This window comes from Actinoplanes ianthinogenes, from assembly GCF_018324205.1.
GTDB classification, from domain to species: Bacteria; Actinomycetota; Actinomycetes; order Mycobacteriales; family Micromonosporaceae; genus Actinoplanes; species Actinoplanes ianthinogenes.
Genome location: NZ_AP023356.1, coordinates 6,694,231 through 6,714,704, shown reverse-complemented (window position 1 = coordinate 6,714,704; position 20,474 = coordinate 6,694,231). Strand labels below are relative to the sequence as shown.

Here is a 20,474-nt window from a genome sequence, read left to right as displayed (position 1 = left end):
CGACAACCCCGCCCCGAGAAAACCCGAGACCCGCCCGGCCGCCCGACCCAAAAGCGGCCCACGACCGACCCGGCCACCCCAACGCCAAGACCGACCGGACCACCGCGCCCAAGGCCAACCCGACGACCCCGCCCCGAGGAAACCCGAGTCCGGCCCGGCCACTCCAGCGCCAGGACCGACCCGGCCGCCTGCGCCCAAGGCGGACCTCGACCGCCTCGGCGCAACCGACCCCAGGCGAATCCGGGACCGCCTCGACCACCTGGGCCCGACTCGAACCCGGGACCGCGACGGCCGCCTCAGCCCAGGTCGAACCCTGGAGTCGACGCCACCTCCCCGGGCCGAAACAGCCCGGGGAACGGGAAAGCCCTACTTCACCCCCGCCATGTCCATCCCCCGCAACTCCTTCTTCAGCTCGGAGATCTCGTCGCGGATCCGGGCCGCCAGCTCGAACTGCAACTCCCGCGCCGCCCCCAGCATCTGGTCGTTGAGGTCCTGGATGAGCTGCACCAACTCCGCCCGGGCCATCCCCTCGCGAGCCGGCCCGGCCCCCGCGCGCCCCTTCGACCGCGTCTCCGGCACCGGCGCCTTGCCCCGCGACATCTGCCGCCCCGCGCCACCGACGATCGCCGAGTCGGTGTCCTCCGCCTCGCGGTAGATGTCGTCGAGGATGTCGTGGATCTTTTTCCGCAGGGCCTGCGGCTGGATCCCGTTGGCCTCGTTGTGCGCGATCTGCTTGGCCCGCCGCCGATCGGTCTCCTCGATCGCGTCCCGCATCGACGGAGTGATCTTGTCGGCATACATGTGGACCTCGCCGGACACGTTCCGCGCGGCCCGGCCGATGGTCTGGATCAGCGAGCGCCCGCTGCGCAGGAAGCCCTCCTTGTCCGCGTCCAGGATCGCGACCAGCGACACCTCGGGCAGGTCGAGACCCTCGCGCAGCAGGTTGATGCCGACCAGCACGTCGTAGTCACCTTTGCGCAGCTCCTTGAGCAGCTCGACGCGGCGCAGGGTGTCCACCTCGGAGTGCAGATAGCGGACCCGGATCCCGTTCTCCAGGAGATAGTCGGTGAGGTCCTCGGCCATCTTCTTGGTCAGGGTGGTGACCAGGACACGCTCGTCCTTCTCCGTGCGCAGCTGGATCTCGTGCATCAGGTCGTCGATCTGGCCCTTGGTCGGTTTCACCACGACCTGCGGGTCGACCAGGCCGGTCGGCCGGATCACCTGCTCGACGAACTCGCCCTGCGCCTGCTCCATCTCCCAGTTGCCCGGGGTCGCGGAGAGGAAGACCATCTGGCCGACCCGGTCCAGGAACTCGTCGAACCGCAGCGGCCGGTTGTCGGCTGCGCTGGGCAGCCGGAAGCCGTGCTCGATCAGGATGCGTTTGCGGGAGGCGTCGCCCTCATACATCCCGCCGATCTGCGGGATCGAGACGTGCGACTCGTCGATGACCGTGATGAAGTCGTCCGGGAAGTAGTCGAGCAGCGTGTACGCCGGATCGCCGGGCTGCCGCCCGTCCATGTGCATCGAGTAGTTCTCGATGCCGTTGCAGAAGCCGACCTGGCGCATCATCTCGATGTCATAGGTCGTCCGCATCCGCAGCCGCTGTGCCTCCAGCAGCTTGCCCTGCCGCTCCAGCTCGGCCAGCCGCTCGGCCAGCTCGGCCTCGATGTCGCGGATCGCCCGCTCCATCCGCTCCGGGCCGGCCACGTAGTGCGTCGCCGGGAAGATGATCAGCTCGTCGACCTCGCGGACCACCTCGCCGGTGAGCGGGTGCAGATAGTAGAGCTTCTCCACCTCGTCGCCGAAGAGCTCGACCCGGACGGCAAGCTCCTCATAAGCCGGGATGATCTCCAGCGTGTCACCGCGCACCCGGAACGTGCCCCGCTGGAAGGCGACGTCGTTACGCGTGTACTGGATGTCGACGAGCCGGCGCAGCAGCTTGTCCCGGTCGATCTCGCCGCCGACCTTCACCTTGACGGCCCGCTCGATGTACTCCTGCGGGGTGCCCAGGCCGTAGATCGCGCTGACCGTGGCCACCACGATGGTGTCGCGGCGGGTGAGCAGGGACATGGTGGCCGAGTGCCGGAGCCGCTCCACCTCCTCGTTGACCGAGGAGTCCTTCTCGATGTAGGTGTCGGTCTGGGCGATGTACGCCTCGGGCTGGTAGTAGTCGTAGTAACTGACGAAGTATTCGACCGCGTTGTTCGGCAGCAGCTCGCGGAACTCCTTGGCGAGCTGGGCGCAGAGCGTCTTGTTCGGCGCCATGACGAGGGCGGGCCGTTGCAGCCGCTCGATCAGCCAGGCGGTGGTCGCGCTCTTGCCGGTGCCGGTGGCGCCGAGCAGCACGGTGTGCCGGTCACCGGCGCGGACCCGCCGCTCCAGCTCGTCGATCGCCGCGGGCTGGTCACCGGCCGGCTGGTAGTCGCTGACGACCTCGAACCGGCCGTCGAGTCGTGGGATGTCGAGCGCCATGCCCACCACCGTACGTCGGGGGTATGACAAGTTCCGGGACGGCCGTGCCGATGGTGCACAATCGGCCTCGCCCCGCGGCATTGTCGGCCCTTTCCCCCGCCACCTACCCTGGCTGGGTAGGCCGCTCGCGGCGGCCGACGAGCGCGGTCGGGATCATCCAACGATCCAGCCGTGCCGCACCGTGGTAGATGCGCCCCGGCACCCGGCGAGCGCACCCGCGGGGGTCGCGCGGAAAGCGGACCGGTCGCCGCGAGCGCCGCTCCTTGTCCGTCACCTTCAGGACGAGGAACGGCGCCCCCTTTGAAGATCAAAAAGCGGGCGGCTGCCACCCAGTGGCCTCGGCCCAGTCGTCCGCGGCCCGCGCCTCCTCGTCGAACCACGGCTCCTTGGCCGTCGCATACCCCGCCCGGTCGGCGAACCGCAGTGCCAGCTCGGCCTTCGCCGCGGCGTAGGCGTCCCGCGCCTCCGGCACCGCACGCAGGTGATCCCGCATCAGCAGCGCGAACCGCCACCCCGGCGACCCGGCCACCCGCACGTGCAGGATCACCGGCCGGCCCGGATCGGCCGAGCCGTGCATCCGTTTCGGCCAGGTCTCCCCGGACAGACCCCGCGCGCTGTCCGTCCACTCGCCCGGGCGGCTCGGGAAACCGGCCGCGGCGAGACGGCCGGCGAGCGCGTCGGCCTGGTCCAGAGTGCGTACCGAAAGCATGAGATCGATGATGTCCTTGGCCGGCAGACCCGGCACCGCGGTCGACCCGATGTGATGCACCTCGGCGGAGCCGAGGGCGTCGCCGAGATGATGCCGGATCCGGGCGATCAGCCGGGCGGCCGCCTGCGGCCAGGCCGGATCGGGCGCCACGACGCTCAGCGCGGGCGACTTGCGGGCCGCGACGCCGAGCCGGACATTGCGCTCGAACTCCACCAGCCGGTCGTGCCACAGCGCGTCCACCCGGGCGTGCAGCGTTGTGAGATCAGCCACGTTCGGCAGCAGGACATCGGCGGCGGCCTCGCGGGTGGCGTCGTCGGCCTGCGCGCCGATCCGGGCGGCGGCCTCGGCCGCCGACATGCCACGATCGCGCACCAACCGCTGGACCCGCACCTCACGGTCCGCCGCCACCACGACCACCAGCTGGTACGTCGGAGCGAGTCCCGTCTCCACCAGCAGCGGAACGTCGTTCACCACGATCGCGTCGTCCGGCGCGTCCTGGATCATCTCGGCGGTGCGCGCCCGGACCCGCGGGTGGATGATCCGCTCCAGCCGGCGGCGGGCCGCCTCGTCGCCGAAGACCTTGGCGCCGAGCGCGGGCCGGTCCAGCGCGCCCTCCGGCGTGAGCACCCCCGACCCGAACGCGTCGACGATCTCGGCGAGCCCGTCGGTGCCCGGCTCGACCACCTCGCGGGAGAGCCTGTCGGCATCGACGACCACCGCGCCGAGCTGCGCGAGCCGAGTGGCCACGGCACTCTTGCCCGCGCCGATACCACCGGTGAGACCGACCTTCAGCATGCGGCCCAGTATTCCGTCCCGGGGTCACGACTCGGCGAACGGCCGGGGCCGGAAATGCGGAAAGACCGCCCCGGCCGAGGCCGGGACGGTCTTTCTCAGGTGCTGCTTACCGGAGCAACCGGACTGGTCAGCTCTTGCCGCCGGCCAGCTTCTCGCGCAGGGCGGCGAGAGCCTCGTCGGTGGCCAGGGTGCCCGCGGGCTCCTCGGCGGAGCGCGCCGGGGCCGACGAGCTCGAGGTGGTCGACGACGAGGTGGTCACGCCACCGGCCGGAGCCGGGTTGAGCGCGGCCTCGGCGTCGGCGTCGCGGGACGCCTGCACCTGCTTGGTGTGGGCCTCCCAGCGCTCGCGGGCGTCGGCGTACTGCTTCTCCCACGTCTCGCGCTGCTTCTCGAAGCCCTCGAGCCACTCGCCCGTCTCCGGGTCGAAGCCCTCCGGGTAGATGTAGTTGCCCTCGGCGTCGTACGTCGCGGCCATGCCGTAGAGGGTCGGGTCGAAGTGCTCCTCGCCCTCGACGAAGCCCTCGTTGGCCTGCTTGAGCGACAGCGAGATCCGGCGACGCTCCAGGTCGATGTCGATGACCTTGACCAGGACGTCGGAGCCCACCTGGACGACCTGCTCGGGCAGCTCGACGTGACGCTCGGCCAGCTCGGAGATGTGCACCAGGCCCTCGATGCCGTCGTCCACGCGGACGAAGGCGCCGAACGGAACCAGCTTGGTGACCTTACCCGGCACGATCTGGTTGATCGCGTGGGTCCGGGCGAACTGACGCCACGGGTCCTCCTGCGTCGCCTTCAGCGACAGCGAGACGCGCTCGCGGTCCAGGTCGACGTCCAGAACCTCGACCTCGACCTCCTGGCCGACCTCGACGACCTCGGACGGGTGGTCGATGTGCTTCCAGGAGAGCTCGGAGACGTGCACCAGGCCGTCCACGCCACCCAGGTCCACGAAGGCACCGAAGTTGACGATCGAGGACACGACGCCCTTGCGGACCTGGCCCTTCTGGAGCTTGTTGAGGAACTCGGTGCGAACCTCGGACTGCGTCTGCTCGAGCCAGGCGCGGCGGGACAGAACCACGTTGTTCCGGTTCTTGTCCAGCTCGATGATCTTCGCCTCGAGCTCGCGGCCGACGTACGGCTGGAGGTCGCGGACACGACGCATCTCGACCAGGGAGGCCGGCAGGAAGCCACGGAGGCCGATGTCCAGGATGAGACCACCCTTGACAACCTCGATGACCGAACCGCGGACGACGCCGTCCTCTTCCTTGATCTTCTCGATGGTGCCCCAGGCACGCTCGTACTGAGCGCGCTTCTTCGAGAGGATCAGGCGACCTTCCTTGTCCTCCTTGGTGAGGACGAGGGCTTCGATGTGGTCACCGACCGACACCACTTCCGCGGGGTCCACGTCGTGCTTGATCGACAACTCGCGCGAGGGGATGACGCCCTCGGTCTTGTAGCCGATGTCGAGCAGGACCTCGTCCCGATCGACCTTGACGACGGTGCCTTCGACAATGTCGCCGTCGTTGAAGTACTTGATGGTCTCGTCGATGGCTGCGAGGAAAGCTTCCTCAGAGCCGAGGTCGTCGACGGTGACACGGTTGGCGCTCGAGGTGGCCTCGATGCTGCTCGTCATGTGGACAGTTGCTCCGAACGGATGGATTCGTGGTGTCTCCCGCGCTCGGCGGAACTGCCGCTGGAAGCGGCACGAACGAACGAGAGAACCAACCGAGGAGCAGTCAGATCATTACCAGTCGATCATGCCGGGACCGGCGACCGTGGAACCTGCTCCCTGCCGAGGCACACGTTCCGCGAGCGCATCGACTAGCTTACCGTGCGCATTACCACAGGTTGCAAGCCCTCCTGAGGACCGCGGCACATTGTTCGGACGGAACCCGTCATCATGCCCGTTTTGAGCCGAATCAGGACGGCTGACACGCCTGCCGTACCGTGGTCGAGTGACCGAGATCCCCACGATCGAGCCGACCTCCCCCCGCCGGGTGACCGAGGAGGAGACGCGCCACGCGAACCGATCCTGGTGGGATCTCGACGCGGACGACTATCAGGACGAGCACGGAGCCTTCCTCGGCGACGTCGATTTCGTCTGGTGCCCGGAGCGGCTGCGCGAGGCCGACGCGGGACTGCTGGGTGACGTCCGGGGCAAGGATGTCCTGGAGCTCGGCGCCGGCGCCGCCGCCGGCGCCCGGTGGTTGCGGTCGCAGGGCGCCCGCGCGGTCGCGATGGACCTGTCCGCGGGCATGTTGCGGCACGCTCAGGCCGCGGCCGCCAGGTCCGGCGTACGCGTACCGCTCGTCCAGTCGGATGCCCTCGCCCTACCGTTCCGGCCGGCGTCGTTCGACATCGTGTGCACCGCCTTCGGCGCCATCCCGTTCGTGGCCGACTCCGCCGCCGCGATGCGCGAGGTGGCCCGGGTGCTCCGTCCCGGCGGCAGCTGGGTGTTCTCCGTCACACACCCGATGCGCTGGGTCTTCTGGGACGAGCCCGACGAGAGCGGCCTGCTCGCCCGGAATTCGTACTTCGACCGCTCGCCGTACGTCGAGCGCGACGAGCACGGCCGGCTCACCTACCTGGAGCAGCACCGGACTCTGGGCGACCGGATCCGCGAGCTGGTGGCGGCCGGCTTCGTCCTGCGCGACCTGGTCGAGCCGGAGTGGCCGGCCGGGCACGAGGAGACCTGGGGCCAGTGGAGCCCGCTGCGCGGCCGGCTCTTCCCCGGCACCGCCATCTTCGTCTGCGACCTGCCGGCCCGCTGACGGTTCTCTCCTGCCGGACCGGGTATTGCCCTGGTCATGGCCGATGAAGACCTGACAAAGGGCGACAAGGTGACCTGGCGCAGCCACGGCGAGAACGTGCACGGCACCGTCGAGCAGAAGATCACCGAACGGACCGAGGCGGCCGGGCGCACCGTGGCGGCGTCCTCCGACGACCCGCAGTACCGCGTCCGGAGCGACAAGACCGGCAAGGACGCGGTGCACAAGCCGGGGGCGCTGAAGCATGGCTGACACGTACGCGGAATTCCGCGAAGCGGTCAACATGAGCGCCGCCGACCTGAAGAAGTGGCTCGGCACCGACGAGTCGAAGGACGTCGGGCAGAAGGCCTCGGCCGGCGCCGAGTCGGTCGGCCACGACTCCGGTCGCAAGATCGTCCAGCTGCTGGGCAAGAAGAAGTCCGCCCTCAGCGAGGCGGACGAGGAGCACATGCGCAAGGTCGTCGGTTACGTGCACCGCCACCTCGCCCAGCGCCCGGAGGGCGACGTCACCGAGACGAAGTGGCGGTACTCCCTGATGAACTGGGGACACGACCCGCTGAAGGGCTAGGTCGCGTGCAGCAGGCCGGCGAGCAGGATCAGGGTGGCCGGGACGGCGCGGTAATAGACCCAGGTGCCGCGGCGGTCGCTGTCGACCAGGCCGGCCTCGCGCAGGATCCGCAGGTGGTGCGAGATGGTCGGGCCGGTCAGGTGGAAGGCGCTGCTGAGGTCGCAGACGCAGATCTCGCCGTCGGCCGCCGAGGCGATCATCGACAGGAGCCGCAGCCGGACCGGATCGCCGAGCGCCTTGAACATCGCGGCGAACTCGGTCGCGCTCGACGCCGGCAACGGCGCGACGGTCAGGCCGACGCCGTCCACCGAGACCGAGACGACGTCGGGTGGAACGGACGGATTCGTCATGCCGACAACCGAGCTGGTCAGGCGCGGCACGGCCGGATGAACGGTCTGCTCCATCGACATCGATCGGCTCGACATCGGTCCAGCGTGGCAGATCGGAGCAAGCCGCGAAGCCCCCGGGGTACCCGAAACTCCGCCGAGACGCCCGAACGAGCCCAAAAACCGCCAACCATCACCCACCCGTGGCGCCCGGCCACGCGCGGGACCGTCGCGGGGACGGCCGCCGCGCGCGGCGTGGCCGTCAGTGGTCGGCGCCGTTCCAGTCGCGGCCGGTGCCGACCGAGACCTCCAGCGGCACGGAGAGCGGATAGGCCCCGCCCATCTCCCGCCGGACCAGCTCCTCCAGCGCGTCCCGCTCCCCCGGCGCCACCTCGAACACCAGCTCGTCGTGCACCTGGAGAAGCATCCGCGAGGAGAGCCCGGACGAGCGCAGCGCCGCGTCCACCTTCAGCATGGCGACCTTGATGATGTCCGCGGCCGAGCCCTGGATCGGCGCGTTCAGCGCCATCCGCTCGGCCATCTCCCGCCGCTGCCGGTTGTCGCTGCTCAGGTCGGGCAGGTACCGCCGGCGGCCCAGGATGGTCGCGGTGTAGCCGTCCTTGCCGGCCTGGAGCACCACGGCCTTGAGGTAGTCGCGCACGCCGCCGAAGCGCTGGAAGTACTCCTCCATCAGCGCCTTGGCCTCGTCGTTCGAGATGGTCAGCTGGTTGGAGAGGCCGAACGAACTCAGACCGTACGCCAAGCCGTAGTTCATCGCCTTGATCTTGCGGCGCTGGTCGGCGGTGACCTGGTCGAGCTCGACGTGGAAGACCGAGGAGGCGGTCGCGGCGTGGAAGTCGGCGCCGGAGTTGAACGCCGCGATCAGCGCCTCGTCCTTCGACAGGTGCGCCATGATCCGCATCTCGATCTGGCTGTAGTCGGCGGTCATCAGCTGCTCGAACTCGCCGCCGACGACGAACGCCCGGCGGATCCGCCGGCCCTCCTCCGTGCGGATCGGGATGTTCTGCAGGTTCGGATCGGTGGACGACAGCCGGCCGGTCGCGGCCACCGTCTGGTTGAACGTGGTGTGGATCCGCCCGTCGTCGGAGACCGACTTGAGCAGCCCGTCCACCGTCGACTTCAGTTTCGCCATGTCGCGGTACCGCAGGAGGTGGGCCAGCAGCGGATCCTCGGTTTTCGCGAAGAGGTCCTGGAGGGAGTCCGCGTCGGTGGTGTACCCCGACTTGATCTTCCGAGTCTTGGGCAGGTTGCGCTCGACGAAGAGGATCTCCTGGAGCTGCTTGGGCGAGCCCAGGTTGAACTCCCGGCCGTGCACCTCGTGCGCCGCCTGCTGGGCCGCTTTCACCTCGGCGGCGAAGGTCGCCTCCAGCTCGGAGAGGTAGCCGGTGTCGGCGGCGATGCCCTTGCTCTCCATCTCGGCGAGCACCACCGCGAGCGGCAGCTCCACCTCGGCGAGCAGGCGCTGCGACGCGCCGCCGTCCCGGGACAGCTCGGCGGTGAGCACGTCGGCCAGGTCGAGGGTGGCCCGGGCGCGCAGCATCACGCCCTCCTCGGCCGCGGTGTCCTGGCCGTCGCCGTCGAACGAGAGGGCGAGCTGGCCGTCGTCCGGCGCGTCGACCTTCAGCTCGCGTTTGAGGTAACGCAGCGCCAGGTCGGTGAGGTCGTAGCCGCGCTGGTCGGGTTTCGCCAGGTAGGCGGCGAGGGCAGTGTCGGTGGTGACGCCGTCGAACGCCCAGCCGTGCGCCCGGAACGCGAGCAGGGCCGGCTTGGCGTCGTGGATCACCTTGGGCCGGGCCGGGTCGGCGAGCCAGGCGGCGACCGCGCGCTCGTCCGTCTCGTCCAGGGCGGCCGGGTCGAACCAGGCGGCCGGGCCGCTGCCGGTGGCCACCGCGATGCCGGTCACCTGGCCGGTGCCGCGGCCGAAGGAGCCGGTGACGGCGAGACCGACCGGGGCGGCCGCGGCGTGCTCGGTGAGCCAGCCGGCCACCTCGCCGGCCCGCAGCACCTGCCCGGCCAGGTCGAAGCCGGACTCGGCCTCGGGCTCGACGGCCTCGAGGTAGGAGTAGAGCCGCTCGCGGAGCACCCGGAACTCGAGGGCGTCGAACAACTGGTGCACGGCCTCGCGGTCCCAGCCGTGCCAGCGCACGTCCTCCGGCCGCAGCGGCAGCTCCAGGTCGCGGATCAGCGCGTTGAGCTCGTAGTTGCGCATGACCTCGGCGAGGTGGGCGCGCAGGCTCTCGCCGGCCTTGCCCTTGATCTTGTCGACGTTCGCGATGACGCCGTCCAGGCCGCCGTACTCATTGATCCACTTGGCGGCGGTCTTGTCGCCGACGCCGGGCACGCCGGTCAGGTTGTCGCTGGACTCGCCGACCAGGGCGGCCTTGTCCCGATAGCGCGACGGGGGGACGAAATACTTCGCCTCGATGGCCTCGGGGGTCATCCGCCAGACCTCGGAGACGCCGCGGACCGGGTAGAGGATGGTGACGTGCTCCTCGGCGAGCTGGAACGCGTCCCGGTCACCGGAGGAGATGATCACCTCCATGCCGGCCGCGCGGGCCTGCGTCGCCAGCGTCGCGATGACGTCGTCGGCCTCGTAGTTCTCCTTGGTCACCACCGGGATGCGCAGCGCCTCCAGGACCTCCTGGATCAGGCTGACCTGGCCCTGGAACGGCGCCGGGGTCTCCGAGCGGCCGGCCTTGTAGTCCGCGTACTTCTCGGTGCGGAAGGATTTCCGGGAGAGGTCGAAGGAGACCACGATGTGGGTCGGCTTCTCGTCGCGCAGCATGTTGATGAGCATCGACGTGAAGCCGAACACCGCGTTGGTGTGCTGGCCGGTGGCCGTCGAGAAATTCTCCACGGGCAGGGCGAAATACGCCCGGTAGGCCAGCGAATGACCGTCTAGCAGCAGCAGGCGGGGGGTCGTCGCGTCGTCACTCACGTCCAGGAACTCTAGTCCCGGGGTACGACAGAAACGGCGACCGCCCCGCCCGCCTTACAGCACCTTGCTCAGGAACGCCTTGGTGCGTTCCTGCTGCGGATTCGCGATGACCTCGTCCGGCCGGCCCTTCTCGACGACGACCCCGCCGTCCATGAAGACCACCTCGTCGGCCACCTCCCGGGCGAAACCGATCTCGTGGGTCACCACGATCATCGTCATCCCGTCCCGGGCCAGACCCTTCATCACCTCGAGCACCTCACCGACCAGCTCCGGGTCGAGGGCGCTGGTCGGCTCGTCGAAGAGCATCACCTTGGGCCGCATGGCCAGGGCCCGGGCGATCGCCACCCGCTGCTGCTGGCCACCGGAGAGCTGACCGGGGTAGTTCTCCACCTTCTCGGCCAGGCCCACCCGGTCGAGCAGCGCCAGGGCCCGGTCCCGGACCTCGGCGCGGCTCTCCCGCTTCACCCGGCAGGGCGCCTCCATGACGTTGTCCAGGACGGTCATGTGCGGGAAGAGGTTGAACCGCTGGAACACCATGCCGATCGACTGCCGCTGCTTGGCGATGTCCCGCTCGTTCATCTCGTGCAGCTTGCCGCCGCGCTCGCGATAACCGACCAGCTCGCCGTCGACCATGATCCGGCCGGCGTTGAGTTTCTCCAGGTGGTTGATGCAGCGCAGGAACGTCGACTTGCCCGACCCGGACGGGCCGAGCACGCAGCTCACGCCGCCGGACGGCACGGTCAGGTCGACACCCTTGAGCACCTCGAGCGAGCCGAAGTACTTGTGGACGTTCTCCGCCTTCACCATCTCGGTCATGTGATCCGCCCGCCCTGCTCGACCTGGATGTCCCGGAGCCGCTGCTTGGCCTTGCCGGCCGCGCCGTACCCCTTGCCGAAGTGCCGTTCCACGAAGTACTGGCCGATCATCAGCACGCTGCAGATGATCAGATACCAGATCAGGGCGGCGACCAGGCTGGGCAGGACCACGAAGGTACGGGCCTCGACCTGCTGGATCTGGAAGAACAGCTCCGTGGCCACCGGGACGTAGGCCACCAGTGAGGTGTCCTTGACCATCGCGATGATCTCGTTGCCGGTCGGCGGCACGATCACCCGCATCGCCTGCGGCAGCACCACCCGGCGCAGCACCTGGCCACGGGACATGCCCAGGGCCACCGCCGCCTCGCTCTGCCCCGCGTCGATCGACTGGATGCCGGCCCGGACGATCTCGGCCATGTAGGCCGCCTCGGACAGGCCCAGCGCGAGCACGCCGGCCACGAACCCGGCGAGCAGGTCGGTCGACCTGATGCTGAAGAACTGCCCGTTGAAGTCGTCGATGCCGAACAGCGCGCCGATCTGTTTATCGAACGGCAAGCCGAAGCCGATCCGGCTCCAGAGGATGTTGAGGTTACCGAAGAGGATCGCCAGCACCAGTCGCGGCGCGGCCCGGAAGAACCAGGTGTAGACCCAGGCCACCGAGGAGAGCACCTTGTTCGACGAGAGCCGCATGATCGCGATGATCACGCCCAGCACGATGCCGAGCAGCATCGAGAAGAACGTGAGCAGCAGCGTGCCGCGCAGACCCCGCAGGATCGGCTCGGTGAACATCACGCCGCGCTTGCCCGGGGCGTACTCGAGGAAGATGAACGACCAGCGGAACCCGGAGTTGGTCAGCAACAGGTGGGCGAACATGGCGACGAGCACCGTCAGGACGGCGACCATCACCCATCTGCCGGGGTGCCGCACGGGCACGGCCTTGATCGCCTCAGGCCGTTCCCGTGCGGTCTCTGTCTCTTGCGTCATTCCCGGACGACGATCAGGAGGCCGGGTTCACCGCGGGCGCGTCGATGGCACCGGCCGCGACGCCCCACTTGTCGAGGATCGTCTTGTAGGTGCCGTCGGCGATGAGCGCCTTGACCGCCTCCGCGATGACGTTCGCGAACTCGGTCTGGTCCTTGCCGACGGCGTAGCCGTACGGCGCGGAGTCGTAGATGTCACCGAGCAGGGCGAGCTGGCCGGCGGTCTGCTTGACCGCGTACGCCGTCACCGGGGAGTCGGCCAGCATGGCCTCGTCCTTGCCGGTCACCACGGCGTTGGTGGCGTCCGACTGGGCCTGGTACTGGTCGATGGTGATCTTCGCCTTGCCGGCCTCGGTGCACTTCTTCGACCGGGCCGCGATGTCGTCGGCCTGCACCGTGGAGGTCTGCACCGCGATCTTCTTGCCGCAGGCGTCGTCCGGGTTGATCGTGGCGCCGGTCTTGGCCGCCCACTGGGTGCCCGCGGAGAAGTAGGAGATCATGTTGACCTCCTTCAGCCGGTCCGCGTTGATCGTGAAGGACGAGACGCCGACGTTGTACTTGCCGCTGCCGACGCCCGGGATGATGCTGTCGAACTTGGCGGTCTGCCACTCGGTCTTAAGGCCCAGCTTCTGGCCGACCGCGTTGAACAGGTCCACGTCGAAACCGATGATCGTCTTGCCGTCGGTGTCGATGAACTCGCTGGGGGCGTACGTCGAGTCGGTGCCGATGACCAGCTTGCCGGCCGACTTGATGCTCGCGGGGACCTTGTCGGCGAGCGAGGTGTCGGCGGCCGCGCTCGGCGCGGTACCGGTGCTGCCGGTGTCGGACTCCTCGCCACAGGCGGACAGCGACACGGTCAGCGCCGCCGCCACGGCCACGCCGAGGATCGCCCGCCGGCCGGGGGTGATGCGGAACATGGGTACTCCTAAGGGGTGTGCGAGGAAATCAGGCGACGCCGAGGTAGGCGTCCTTGACCGCGGGGTCGGTCAGGAGGTCCTGTCCGGTGCCCTCCTTGACGATCCGGCCCGTCTCCAGAACGTACGCGCGGTGCGCCCGGGAGAGTGCCTGCTGCGCGTTCTGTTCCACCAGCAGCACGGTCGTGCCCTGCTGGTTGATCTCCACGATGATGTCGAAGATCTGCTGGATCAGCATCGGCGCGAGGCCCATCGAGGGCTCGTCGAGCAGGAGCAGCTTGGGGCGGCTCATCAGCGCCCGGCCGACCGCGAGCATCTGCTGCTCGCCGCCGGAGAGCGTGCCGCTGCTCTGCTTCTCGCGCTCCTTGAGCCGCGGGAACAGGGTGAACACCCGGTCCATGTCCTGGGCGATCTCGGCCTTGTTGCGCCGGGTGTAGGCGCCCATGTCGAGGTTCTCCCGGACGGTCATGCCCGGGAAGACGCCCCGGCCCTCGGGCGACTGGGACACCCCGCGCACCACCCGCAGGTCGGCGCGCATCTTGGTGATGTCCTGACCGTCGAAGACGATCGAGCCCTGGGCGATCGGGCGCAGGCCGGAGATGGCCTTCATCGTGGTGGTCTTGCCGGCGCCGTTGGCGCCGATCAGGGCCACGATCTCGCCCTGGCCGACGGTCAGGCTGATGCCGTGCAGGGCCTGGATCCGCCCGTACAGCAGCGTGACGTCCTTCAGCTCAAGCAGCATCGGTGGGCACCCCCAGGTAAGCGGCGATGACCGCCGGGTTGTCGCGCACCTCGGCCGGCGTGCCCTCGGCGATCTTCTTGCCGAACTCGAGCACCACGATCCGGTCGGTCACGCCCATCACCAGGCGCATGTCGTGCTCGATCAGCAGCACGGTGACGCCGGTGTCCCGGATCTTCCGGATCAGGCCGAGCAGGTCCTCCTTCTCCGCCGGGTTGAAGCCGGCGGCCGGCTCGTCCAGGCAGAGCAGGGTCGGGTTGGTGGCCAGCGCCCGGGCGATCTCCAGCCGGCGCTGCTCGCCGTAGGAGAGGTTCCGGCTGACCTCGCCGGCCCGGTGCTCGATGCCGACGAAGCGGAGCAGCTCCATCGACTTGGCCCGGCCCTCGCGCTCCTCCCGCCAGAACCGCGGCAGGCGGAACAGCGCGCTGATCACACTGGTCTTGAAGTGGGCGTCGGCGCCCACCATCACGTTCTCCAGCGCGGTCATCTCCGGGAACAGCCGGACGTTCTGGAACGTCCGGGCGATCCCGCCGCGGGTGATCTCGTGCTTCTTCTTGCCGATCAGCGACTGGCCCTGGAACCGGATCTGCCCGCTGGTCGGCCGGTAGACACCGGTCATCGCGTTGAAGCAGGTGGTCTTGCCGGCGCCGTTCGGGCCGATCAGGCCGAAGATCTCGCCCTTGCGCAGCGCGAAGCTGATCCCGTTCAGCGCCACCACGCCGCCGAAGCGGAGCGTGACGTTGTCCATCTCCAGCAGCACGTCGCTGTCCGGCGCCGACTTACCCGCCGGCGCCGCGTCGGATTCCGGCCCCGTCGAGGCGGCCTCGTCCACCGGGCCCGCGCTGAAGCGGTCGAGCTCCTCCGGAGTCTCGATGTGTGGCTCGCTCATTGCGGCGCAGCCTCCTTCTCGCGGTCCTTGAGCTCCATCGCGCGCCGCCTGCTCGGGATCAGGCCCTGCGGCCGCAGCACCATGATCAAGATGATCATCGCGCCGAACAGCGCGAACCGGTACTCGTACAGGTCGGTGTCGAACGGGCCCTGGATGCCCCGGAGCCGGTTCGGGATGTACGAGATCAGCGCGCCACCCAGGATCGCGCCGGCGATGTTGCCGGAGCCACCCATGACCACGCCGGCCAGCACCAGGATCGAGAACTGCAGGATGAACGTCTGCGAGTTGATGAAGCCGGTCTCGCCGGCGAACATCACGCCGCCCAGGCCGCCGATGAACGCGCCGATGGCGAACGCCCACAGCTTGAACTTGATCGTCCGGACACCCATGATCTCGGCGGCCTCCTCGTCCTCACGGATCGCGAGCCACGAGCGGCCGACCCGGCTGCGGTCGAGGTTGCGGACACCGAAGACGATCACGATCACCACGGTCAGGCCGAGCCAGAAGTACGGGATGGCGTCGGTGACCCCGAAGATCGGGGTGCCGTCGGACGTCTTGCCCGGCGGGTGCGGGATGCTGGAGAAACCGCGGTCACCGCGGGCCCAGGTGGCGCTGGTGGCGATGATCCGGATGATCTCGGCGAACCCGAGCGTCACGATCGCCAGGTAGTCGCCCCGCAGCCGCAGCGTCGGCCAGCCCAGCAGGACACCGGCCAGCATCGTCACGGCCAGCGCGGCCGGGATCGCGACCACCCAGCCGTACTGGGTGTGCAGGACGCTGTCCGGCGAGGTGAGCAGGGCGGTGACATAGGCGCCGACGGCGAAGAAGCCGACGTAGCCCAGGTCGAGCAGACCGGCGAAGCCGACCACCACGTTCAGGCCGAGGGCCAGCAGCACGTAGTACGACATCTCGAACAGGACGGTGGACCAGTCCACGCCGGTGGTGACGATCTGCGGGCCGATCAGCGGGACCTCACCGACGTACGGCAGCAGGTACGCCGCCGCGACGAACGCGATGATCACCAGCCAGCGCACCGGGGCGGGCTGACGGCCCAGCCACCCGCGCAGCTGGCGGCTGCTCTTGCCGCTTCCGGCGGCCGGCTTTTCAGCGATGGCACTCATGCGCGCGCCCTCCCCAGAGACTCGCCCAGCAGACCGGTCGGGCGGAACAGCAGGATCAGCACCAGGGCCACGAACGACGCGAGGTGCAGCCACTGGGTGCCGAAGAGTCCGGCCGCGTAGTTCTGCAACAGGCCGAGCAGGAGGCCGCCGAGCAGCGCGCCCCGCAGGTTGCCGATGCCGCCGAGCACGGCCGCGGTGAACGCTTCGATGCCCAGCAGGAAGCCCGCGTCGTACTTGGTCACGCCGACCTTCAGGTCGTACATCACCGCGGCGATGCCGGCCATCAGGCCACCGAGCAGGAAGACCAGGGCGATGACCCGGGACTTGTTGACGCCCATCAGGGCGGCGCTGTCCGGGTTCTGCGCGACGGCACGGATGCCGCGGCCGAGCCGGGACCCGTTGATGAAGCGGTCCAGCGCGAACATCATCACCAGGGCCAGCCCGATGATCAGGATCTGCAGGTTGGAGACCTGCATGTTGCCGATGCTGAACACCGTCGAGGGCTTGATCAGCGGCGGGACGCCCCGCGGGTTGCGGTGCGTCACCACGCCGACCACCTCGGAGATGACCAGCGAGGCGCCGATCGCGGTGATCAGGAAGGCGAGGGGCGGCGCGTTGCGCTTACGCAGCGGCCGGTACGCGACGACCTCCACCGCGAGCGCGGTGACGCCGGAGATGACGATCGCGGCGATCATGCCGAGGACCAGGTAACCGAGGACTGCGCCGACCGAGGGGGTGGCCGAGTTCTGGTCCAGGCCGAACCAGCCCCAGGAGATCAGGGCGGCGTAGGTGCCGAGGAGGAAGACTTCGGAGTGGGCGAAGTTGATCAGCCGAAGGACGCCGTAGACCAGGGTGTAGCCCAGGGCGAACAGGGCGATGATGGCACCCTGCTCCAGGCCGGTGATCGTCAGCGGCCCGAAGTCTTGGATCAGACCGGAGAAATTCACAAGAGGGCTCCAAAACGACGAGGTCGGTGTGGCCGGAGATCATCCGGCCACACCGGCCACACAGAGAGTTACCGCCGAGAGATCAGGAGACCTTGATCTCCACGTCCGCCTTCTCCTCGCCGGACGCGTCGAACTTGAACGCCCAGACCTTGATCAGGGTCGGGTCGAGCTCACCCGTGGAGGTCCACTTGTAGGTGTTCGCGATGCCCTTGTAGTTCACCGTGGACAGGTAGGTGTTCAGCTTCGCCGGGTCGGTGTTACCGGCCTCGATGCCCTGCAGGAAGATGTTCGCGGCGTCGTACGCGACGTCGGAGTACGTGCCGGCGGCGACGTTCCACTTCGTCTTGTACGCGTTGTTGAACTCCTCGCCCGCCTGCTCCGGCGGGGAGCACGGGCAGGTCACCACGGTGCCGGTCGCGGCGGCGTTGCCGGCCGCCTTGGCCAGGCCCGGGTCCTTCATGCCGTCGCCACCGAGCAGCGTGCCGGTCCAGCCGGCCGAGGTGAGCTGCTTCCGGATCAGGCCGGCGTTGGTGTAGTAACCGCCGTAGAAGAACGCGGTCGCGCCGCTCGACTTGACCTTCGCCACCAGGGCGGAGAAGTCGGACTGCTTGCCGTCACCCTCGGTCTTGTCGGTGTTGACGACCAGCGGGCCGAGCTTGGACTTGACCACCTCGGCCAGGCCCGCGCCGTACGCGGACTGGTCGTCGGCGACGAAGACCTTCTGCGCCTTCAGGGTGTCCTTGATGTACGCCGCGGCGGCCGGACCCTGCGAGTCGTCGTTGGCGACGGCGCGGTGGAAGACCTTCCAGCCCTTCGACGAGAGGGAGACCCGGGTCGCCGACGGGGTGATCGTCGGGATGCCGGCCTCCTCGAAGATCGGGTCGGCGGCCTCGGACTCACCGGAGAACGGCGGGCCGACGATGCCGAGGATCTTCTTGTCGGCGACGAGCTGCCGGGCCACACCGGGAGCCACCTCCGCCGCACCCTGCGAGTCGAACTTGGCGACCTCGATACAGGTCGACCCCTTCTTCTCGTTGTACTGGTTGACGGCCAGCTCGAAGCCCTGCTCGATGTTCACACCGAGGTTGGCGGCCGAACCGGTGAGCGCACCGAAGAACGCCAGCTTGTAGCCACAGTTCGAACCTGACGCCGTGTCGCTGCTCGTATCCTTGTTACAAGCTGCAGTACCGGCGAGCAGCCCGATCAGAGCGACACCGCCGATCGCACGCGCGAAGACCTGCTTCAAGGTTTGAACCCTCCTCATAACCGAACCCACCGGGCCACCGCACACCGATTGGCCCTTGCCAACCGGGGTCGAGCAGTCAGCCCGTCATGGGGCGGGACGCTATCCCAGGTGAGTCACGGGTGGATAGCGTTCGAACCGGCTTTCACCGAACCGTTACGTCCGGTGATCGAACGCGCGAGGAGAGTGTTACGAGCCACCGTTTGTCAAGGTCAACTCGGCTGTTGTGCCCCGCCGGACTCCTGACCCTCGGCCAGGATGCGGTCGGCCACCTCACGCATTGTCATGCGGTGGTCCATCGCGGTCCGCTGGATCCACTTGAAGGCCTGCGGCTCGGTCATCGCGTACTTCGTCATCAGCTCACCCTTGGCGCGCTCCACCGACTTGCGCGTCTCCAGGCGATCGGTCAGCCCCGCCACCTCGGACTCCAGGGCGGCGATCTCGGAGTAGCGAGAAAGCGCGATCTCGATGGCCGGCACCAGGTCCGACTTCTGGAACGGCTTCACCAGGTACGCCATCGCGCCCGCCGCCCGGGCACGCTCGACCAGATCCCGCTGGCTGAACGCGGTCAGGATCACCACCGGGGCGATCCGTCCACCGGCGATCCGCTCGGCGGCGGCCAGCCCGTCCATGATCGGCATCTTGATGTCCAGGATCACCAGGTCCGGCTTCAGCTCCTCGGCCAGCCGGACCGCGGTCTCACCGTCTCCCGCCTCGCCGACCACGTCGTAACCCTCTTCGACGAGCATCTCGGCGAGGTCCAACCGGATCAGGGCCTCGTCCTCGGCGATGAGCACCCGTTTGCGCTCGGCACCAGCCTGCGTGTCGGCCACGGAACCTCTTCCCTCATCCCTCTAGATCGCGACACCCCGGTATCTGGGTGTCACCCTCCTCAGCGTAGTAGGTAGGCTGTCTCTCGCTGAGCTTGGCACCACCGCTTCCAGCGGTGCGGTCAACCCGTCTGTCCCCGTAGACCAACCGGCAGAGTCGATGGACTCAAAATCCATTCAGTGTGGGTTCGAATCCCACCGGGGACACCAGAAATACCACCAGCGCAGTCGCCGTGGCGAGCGCGGCATTCATCGTTGACCATGTCGTGACGTGGGCCACACACGCTGGAAACACGCGGGCCGCGGCACCATCGGGAAACCATTCCGGTTCCGGTCCGCCGCGCCTCCGGCGATTTTCCGGTACGCCGATCGCAGCGTACGGAAAAGGGTCTCATAATCGTCCCGCCTGCCCGGCCAATCTCCGCGAACGCGCCGCCGGGCGCGGTCCGTGGTGCTGTCATGGCAGGGACAGCATCAGCGGGAGGCCTCATGTTGTGGTCCGGTTCGTCACCACTGACCGCCACGCGCGGGGGCATGTGGGGATTCCTGATGTTCGCCGGCGCCGCGTGGCTGGTCATCGGCTGGAGCGTGCTGCGGCTGGAACCGACCGACATCACCGGGGTGGCCGGGCCGATCGTGCTGTTCGGGGCGGTCTGCGAGGGGCTGCGCGCGCTGGCCGGCACCCGCACCTGGTGGCTGAACACCGGGCTGGCCGTGCTGTTCGCCGCGACCGGCACGATCATGCTGGTCAGCGACGACTCCGGGTACACCACGACGGCCTCGCTGATCGGCTGGTACCTGCTGGTCCGCGGCGCGGTGGACGTGGCTGTCGGAATCATGACACGCGGCACCGACCGGGTGTGGAGCCTGGTCGTGATGATCGGGGTGCTGGAGACCGCGCTGGGTTTCCTGGCCGCCAGCCCGCCGGCCCGCGCGGCGCAGACCGTGCTGATCGTCCTCGGTGCGCTCGGCGTGCTGCGCGCGGTCGCCGACCTGGTCACCGCGCTGCGTCTGCGGGAGGTGGCGGCCAAGGGCCGGGACGTGCTGGAGCTGCCGCCGGAACGGGCGGCCGGGCTGGCCGGATACTCCGCCGGCCACACCGACTTCGAGGGGTCGAGCCGGTCGCGGGCCAAGCACCGGGCCCGGGACGGCGCGGTCGCCACCGCCGAGCCGCACACCGGCGTACACACCGAGTCGTTCCACGACCGGGTCGTGCGGACCACCGCCGACCTGGACGCGATGCTGGCCCAGGCCGGGATCACCGGGCCCCGGCCGGGCGCGCCGACCACCCCGGAGACCGAGGACCTGCCGCCGGCGCCGCACAGCCCGGCCGGCATCGAGGGCACCGCGAACGCCGCCAAGCCGGATCATCCGGCGGGCGGGCACTAGAAAGTCCTGTCCC

General features: G+C 69.0%; 17 protein-coding genes, 1 tRNA gene and 1 pseudogene. 5 read left to right on the top strand and 14 right to left on the bottom strand.

From position 1 onward, the window contains the following. Positions 1 to 366: 366 nt before the first annotated feature. From uvrB to rpsA, 3 genes are all read right to left on the bottom strand, one after another. Complete coding sequence (uvrB, locus tag Aiant_RS30575) at positions 367 to 2,472, bottom strand: excinuclease ABC subunit UvrB (protein WP_189335797.1); 2,106 nt, start codon at positions 2,470 to 2,472, stop codon at positions 367 to 369. Positions 2,473 to 2,779: 307 nt separating this feature from the next. Beyond that, on the bottom strand, positions 2,780 to 3,976 hold the full coding sequence (coaE, locus tag Aiant_RS30570) for a dephospho-CoA kinase (RefSeq protein WP_189335796.1): 1,197 nt from the start codon (positions 3,974 to 3,976) through the stop codon (positions 2,780 to 2,782). Positions 3,977 to 4,103: 127 nt separating this feature from the next. Further along, positions 4,104 to 5,606 carry a 30S ribosomal protein S1 gene (gene rpsA / locus Aiant_RS30565; RefSeq protein WP_189335795.1) on the bottom strand — a complete coding sequence of 501 codons (1,503 nt, stop codon included), beginning with the start codon at positions 5,604 to 5,606 and terminating at the stop codon, positions 4,104 to 4,106. Between the two features lie 322 nt (positions 5,607 to 5,928). Here rpsA and Aiant_RS30560 point away from each other — a divergent pair, with 322 nt between their 5' ends. From Aiant_RS30560 to Aiant_RS30550, 3 genes and pseudogenes are all read left to right on the top strand, one after another. Beyond that, positions 5,929 to 6,744, top strand: a complete 816-nt coding sequence (locus tag Aiant_RS30560) for a class I SAM-dependent methyltransferase (protein WP_229831290.1) — start codon at positions 5,929 to 5,931, stop codon at positions 6,742 to 6,744. A gap of 36 nt (positions 6,745 to 6,780) precedes the next feature. Continuing rightward, positions 6,781 to 6,993, top strand: a complete 213-nt coding sequence (locus Aiant_RS30555; RefSeq protein WP_189335794.1) for a hypervirulence associated TUDOR domain-containing protein — start codon at positions 6,781 to 6,783, stop codon at positions 6,991 to 6,993. Continuing rightward, positions 6,986 to 7,306, top strand: a pseudogene (locus Aiant_RS30550) (DUF3140 domain-containing protein); the annotation flags it as partial. The gene Aiant_RS30555 and the pseudogene Aiant_RS30550, both read left to right, overlap by 8 nt. On the opposite strand, the gene Aiant_RS30545 reads toward Aiant_RS30550, so the two are convergent. The 11 genes from Aiant_RS30545 to Aiant_RS30495 form a co-directional block, all read right to left on the bottom strand. Continuing rightward, positions 7,306 to 7,713, bottom strand: coding sequence for an ArsR/SmtB family transcription factor (locus Aiant_RS30545; RefSeq protein WP_425322723.1), 408 nt, complete (start codon positions 7,711 to 7,713; stop codon positions 7,306 to 7,308). The pseudogene Aiant_RS30550 and the gene Aiant_RS30545 sit on opposite strands and share 1 nt — an antisense overlap. Positions 7,714 to 7,897: 184 nt before the next feature. Next, entirely contained in the window at positions 7,898 to 10,594 is a 2,697-nt protein-coding gene (gene polA / locus Aiant_RS30540; RefSeq protein WP_189335792.1) for a DNA polymerase I, read from the bottom strand. A gap of 54 nt (positions 10,595 to 10,648) precedes the next feature. Further along, positions 10,649 to 11,410 (bottom strand): amino acid ABC transporter ATP-binding protein, encoded by a 762-nt coding sequence (locus Aiant_RS30535; RefSeq protein WP_280528214.1) that lies wholly within the window; start codon positions 11,408 to 11,410, stop codon positions 10,649 to 10,651. Further along, positions 11,407 to 12,393, bottom strand: coding sequence for an amino acid ABC transporter permease (locus tag Aiant_RS30530; RefSeq protein ID WP_189335791.1), 987 nt, complete (start codon positions 12,391 to 12,393; stop codon positions 11,407 to 11,409). The genes Aiant_RS30535 and Aiant_RS30530 overlap by 4 nt, the downstream gene beginning before the upstream one ends. A gap of 13 nt (positions 12,394 to 12,406) precedes the next feature. Then, the gene (locus tag Aiant_RS30525; RefSeq protein WP_189335790.1) at positions 12,407 to 13,306 is read right to left on the bottom strand and encodes an ABC transporter substrate-binding protein; all 900 of its coding nucleotides are present in this window, start codon (positions 13,304 to 13,306) and stop codon (positions 12,407 to 12,409) included. Positions 13,307 to 13,334: 28 nt separating this feature from the next. After that, positions 13,335 to 14,045 carry an ABC transporter ATP-binding protein gene (locus Aiant_RS30520; protein ID WP_189335789.1) on the bottom strand — a complete coding sequence of 237 codons (711 nt, stop codon included), beginning with the start codon at positions 14,043 to 14,045 and terminating at the stop codon, positions 13,335 to 13,337. Next, positions 14,035 to 14,790: an ABC transporter ATP-binding protein gene (locus Aiant_RS30515; RefSeq protein WP_189335838.1), complete on the bottom strand. Its 756-nt coding sequence runs from the start codon at positions 14,788 to 14,790 to the stop codon at positions 14,035 to 14,037. Before Aiant_RS30515 ends, Aiant_RS30520 begins: the two co-directional genes overlap by 11 nt. A gap of 137 nt (positions 14,791 to 14,927) precedes the next feature. Continuing rightward, positions 14,928 to 16,052 carry a branched-chain amino acid ABC transporter permease gene (locus Aiant_RS30510; RefSeq protein ID WP_189335788.1) on the bottom strand — a complete coding sequence of 375 codons (1,125 nt, stop codon included), beginning with the start codon at positions 16,050 to 16,052 and terminating at the stop codon, positions 14,928 to 14,930. After that, positions 16,049 to 16,999, bottom strand: a complete 951-nt coding sequence (locus Aiant_RS30505; protein WP_189335787.1) for a branched-chain amino acid ABC transporter permease — start codon at positions 16,997 to 16,999, stop codon at positions 16,049 to 16,051. The genes Aiant_RS30510 and Aiant_RS30505 overlap by 4 nt, the downstream gene beginning before the upstream one ends. Positions 17,000 to 17,081: 82 nt before the next feature. After that, the gene (locus Aiant_RS30500; protein ID WP_189335786.1) at positions 17,082 to 18,245 is read right to left on the bottom strand and encodes a branched-chain amino acid ABC transporter substrate-binding protein; all 1,164 of its coding nucleotides are present in this window, start codon (positions 18,243 to 18,245) and stop codon (positions 17,082 to 17,084) included. Between the two features lie 209 nt (positions 18,246 to 18,454). Next, a complete protein-coding gene (locus Aiant_RS30495; protein WP_189335785.1) occupies positions 18,455 to 19,075 on the bottom strand; it encodes an ANTAR domain-containing response regulator in 621 nt (206 codons plus the stop codon). A gap of 130 nt (positions 19,076 to 19,205) precedes the next feature. On the opposite strand from Aiant_RS30495, the gene Aiant_RS30490 reads away from it, so the two are divergent. Both Aiant_RS30490 and Aiant_RS30485 read left to right on the top strand, forming a co-directional pair. After that, positions 19,206 to 19,282, top strand: a tRNA-Leu gene (locus tag Aiant_RS30490). 279 nt (positions 19,283 to 19,561) lie between these two features. Further along, positions 19,562 to 20,461 carry an HdeD family acid-resistance protein gene (locus tag Aiant_RS30485; RefSeq protein WP_189335784.1) on the top strand — a complete coding sequence of 300 codons (900 nt, stop codon included), beginning with the start codon at positions 19,562 to 19,564 and terminating at the stop codon, positions 20,459 to 20,461. Positions 20,462 to 20,474 lie beyond the last annotated feature (13 nt).

Excerpts from the sequence above, each read along its gene's own strand:
- coaE (WP_189335796.1), bottom strand. The coding sequence starts at position 3,976 with ATGCTGAAGGTCGGTCTCACCGGTGGTATCGGCGCGGGCAAGAGTGCC.
- Aiant_RS30510 (WP_189335788.1), bottom strand. The coding sequence starts at position 16,052 with ATGAGTGCCATCGCTGAAAAGCCGGCCGCCGGAAGCGGCAAGAGCAGC.
- Aiant_RS30530 (WP_189335791.1), bottom strand. The coding sequence starts at position 12,393 with ATGACGCAAGAGACAGAGACCGCACGGGAACGGCCTGAGGCGATCAAG.
- rpsA (WP_189335795.1), bottom strand. The coding sequence starts at position 5,606 with ATGACGAGCAGCATCGAGGCCACCTCGAGCGCCAACCGTGTCACCGTC.
- Aiant_RS30535 (WP_280528214.1), bottom strand. The coding sequence starts at position 11,410 with ATGACCGAGATGGTGAAGGCGGAGAACGTCCACAAGTACTTCGGCTCG.
- Aiant_RS30485 (WP_189335784.1), top strand. The coding sequence starts at position 19,562 with ATGTTGTGGTCCGGTTCGTCACCACTGACCGCCACGCGCGGGGGCATG.
- Aiant_RS30545 (WP_425322723.1), bottom strand. The coding sequence starts at position 7,713 with ATGGAGCAGACCGTTCATCCGGCCGTGCCGCGCCTGACCAGCTCGGTT.
- uvrB (WP_189335797.1), bottom strand. The coding sequence starts at position 2,472 with ATGGCGCTCGACATCCCACGACTCGACGGCCGGTTCGAGGTCGTCAGC.
- Aiant_RS30525 (WP_189335790.1), bottom strand. The coding sequence starts at position 13,306 with ATGTTCCGCATCACCCCCGGCCGGCGGGCGATCCTCGGCGTGGCCGTG.
- Aiant_RS30520 (WP_189335789.1), bottom strand. The coding sequence starts at position 14,045 with ATGCTGCTTGAGCTGAAGGACGTCACGCTGCTGTACGGGCGGATCCAG.
- Aiant_RS30515 (WP_189335838.1), bottom strand. The coding sequence starts at position 14,790 with ATGGACAACGTCACGCTCCGCTTCGGCGGCGTGGTGGCGCTGAACGGG.
- Aiant_RS30555 (WP_189335794.1), top strand. The coding sequence starts at position 6,781 with ATGGCCGATGAAGACCTGACAAAGGGCGACAAGGTGACCTGGCGCAGC.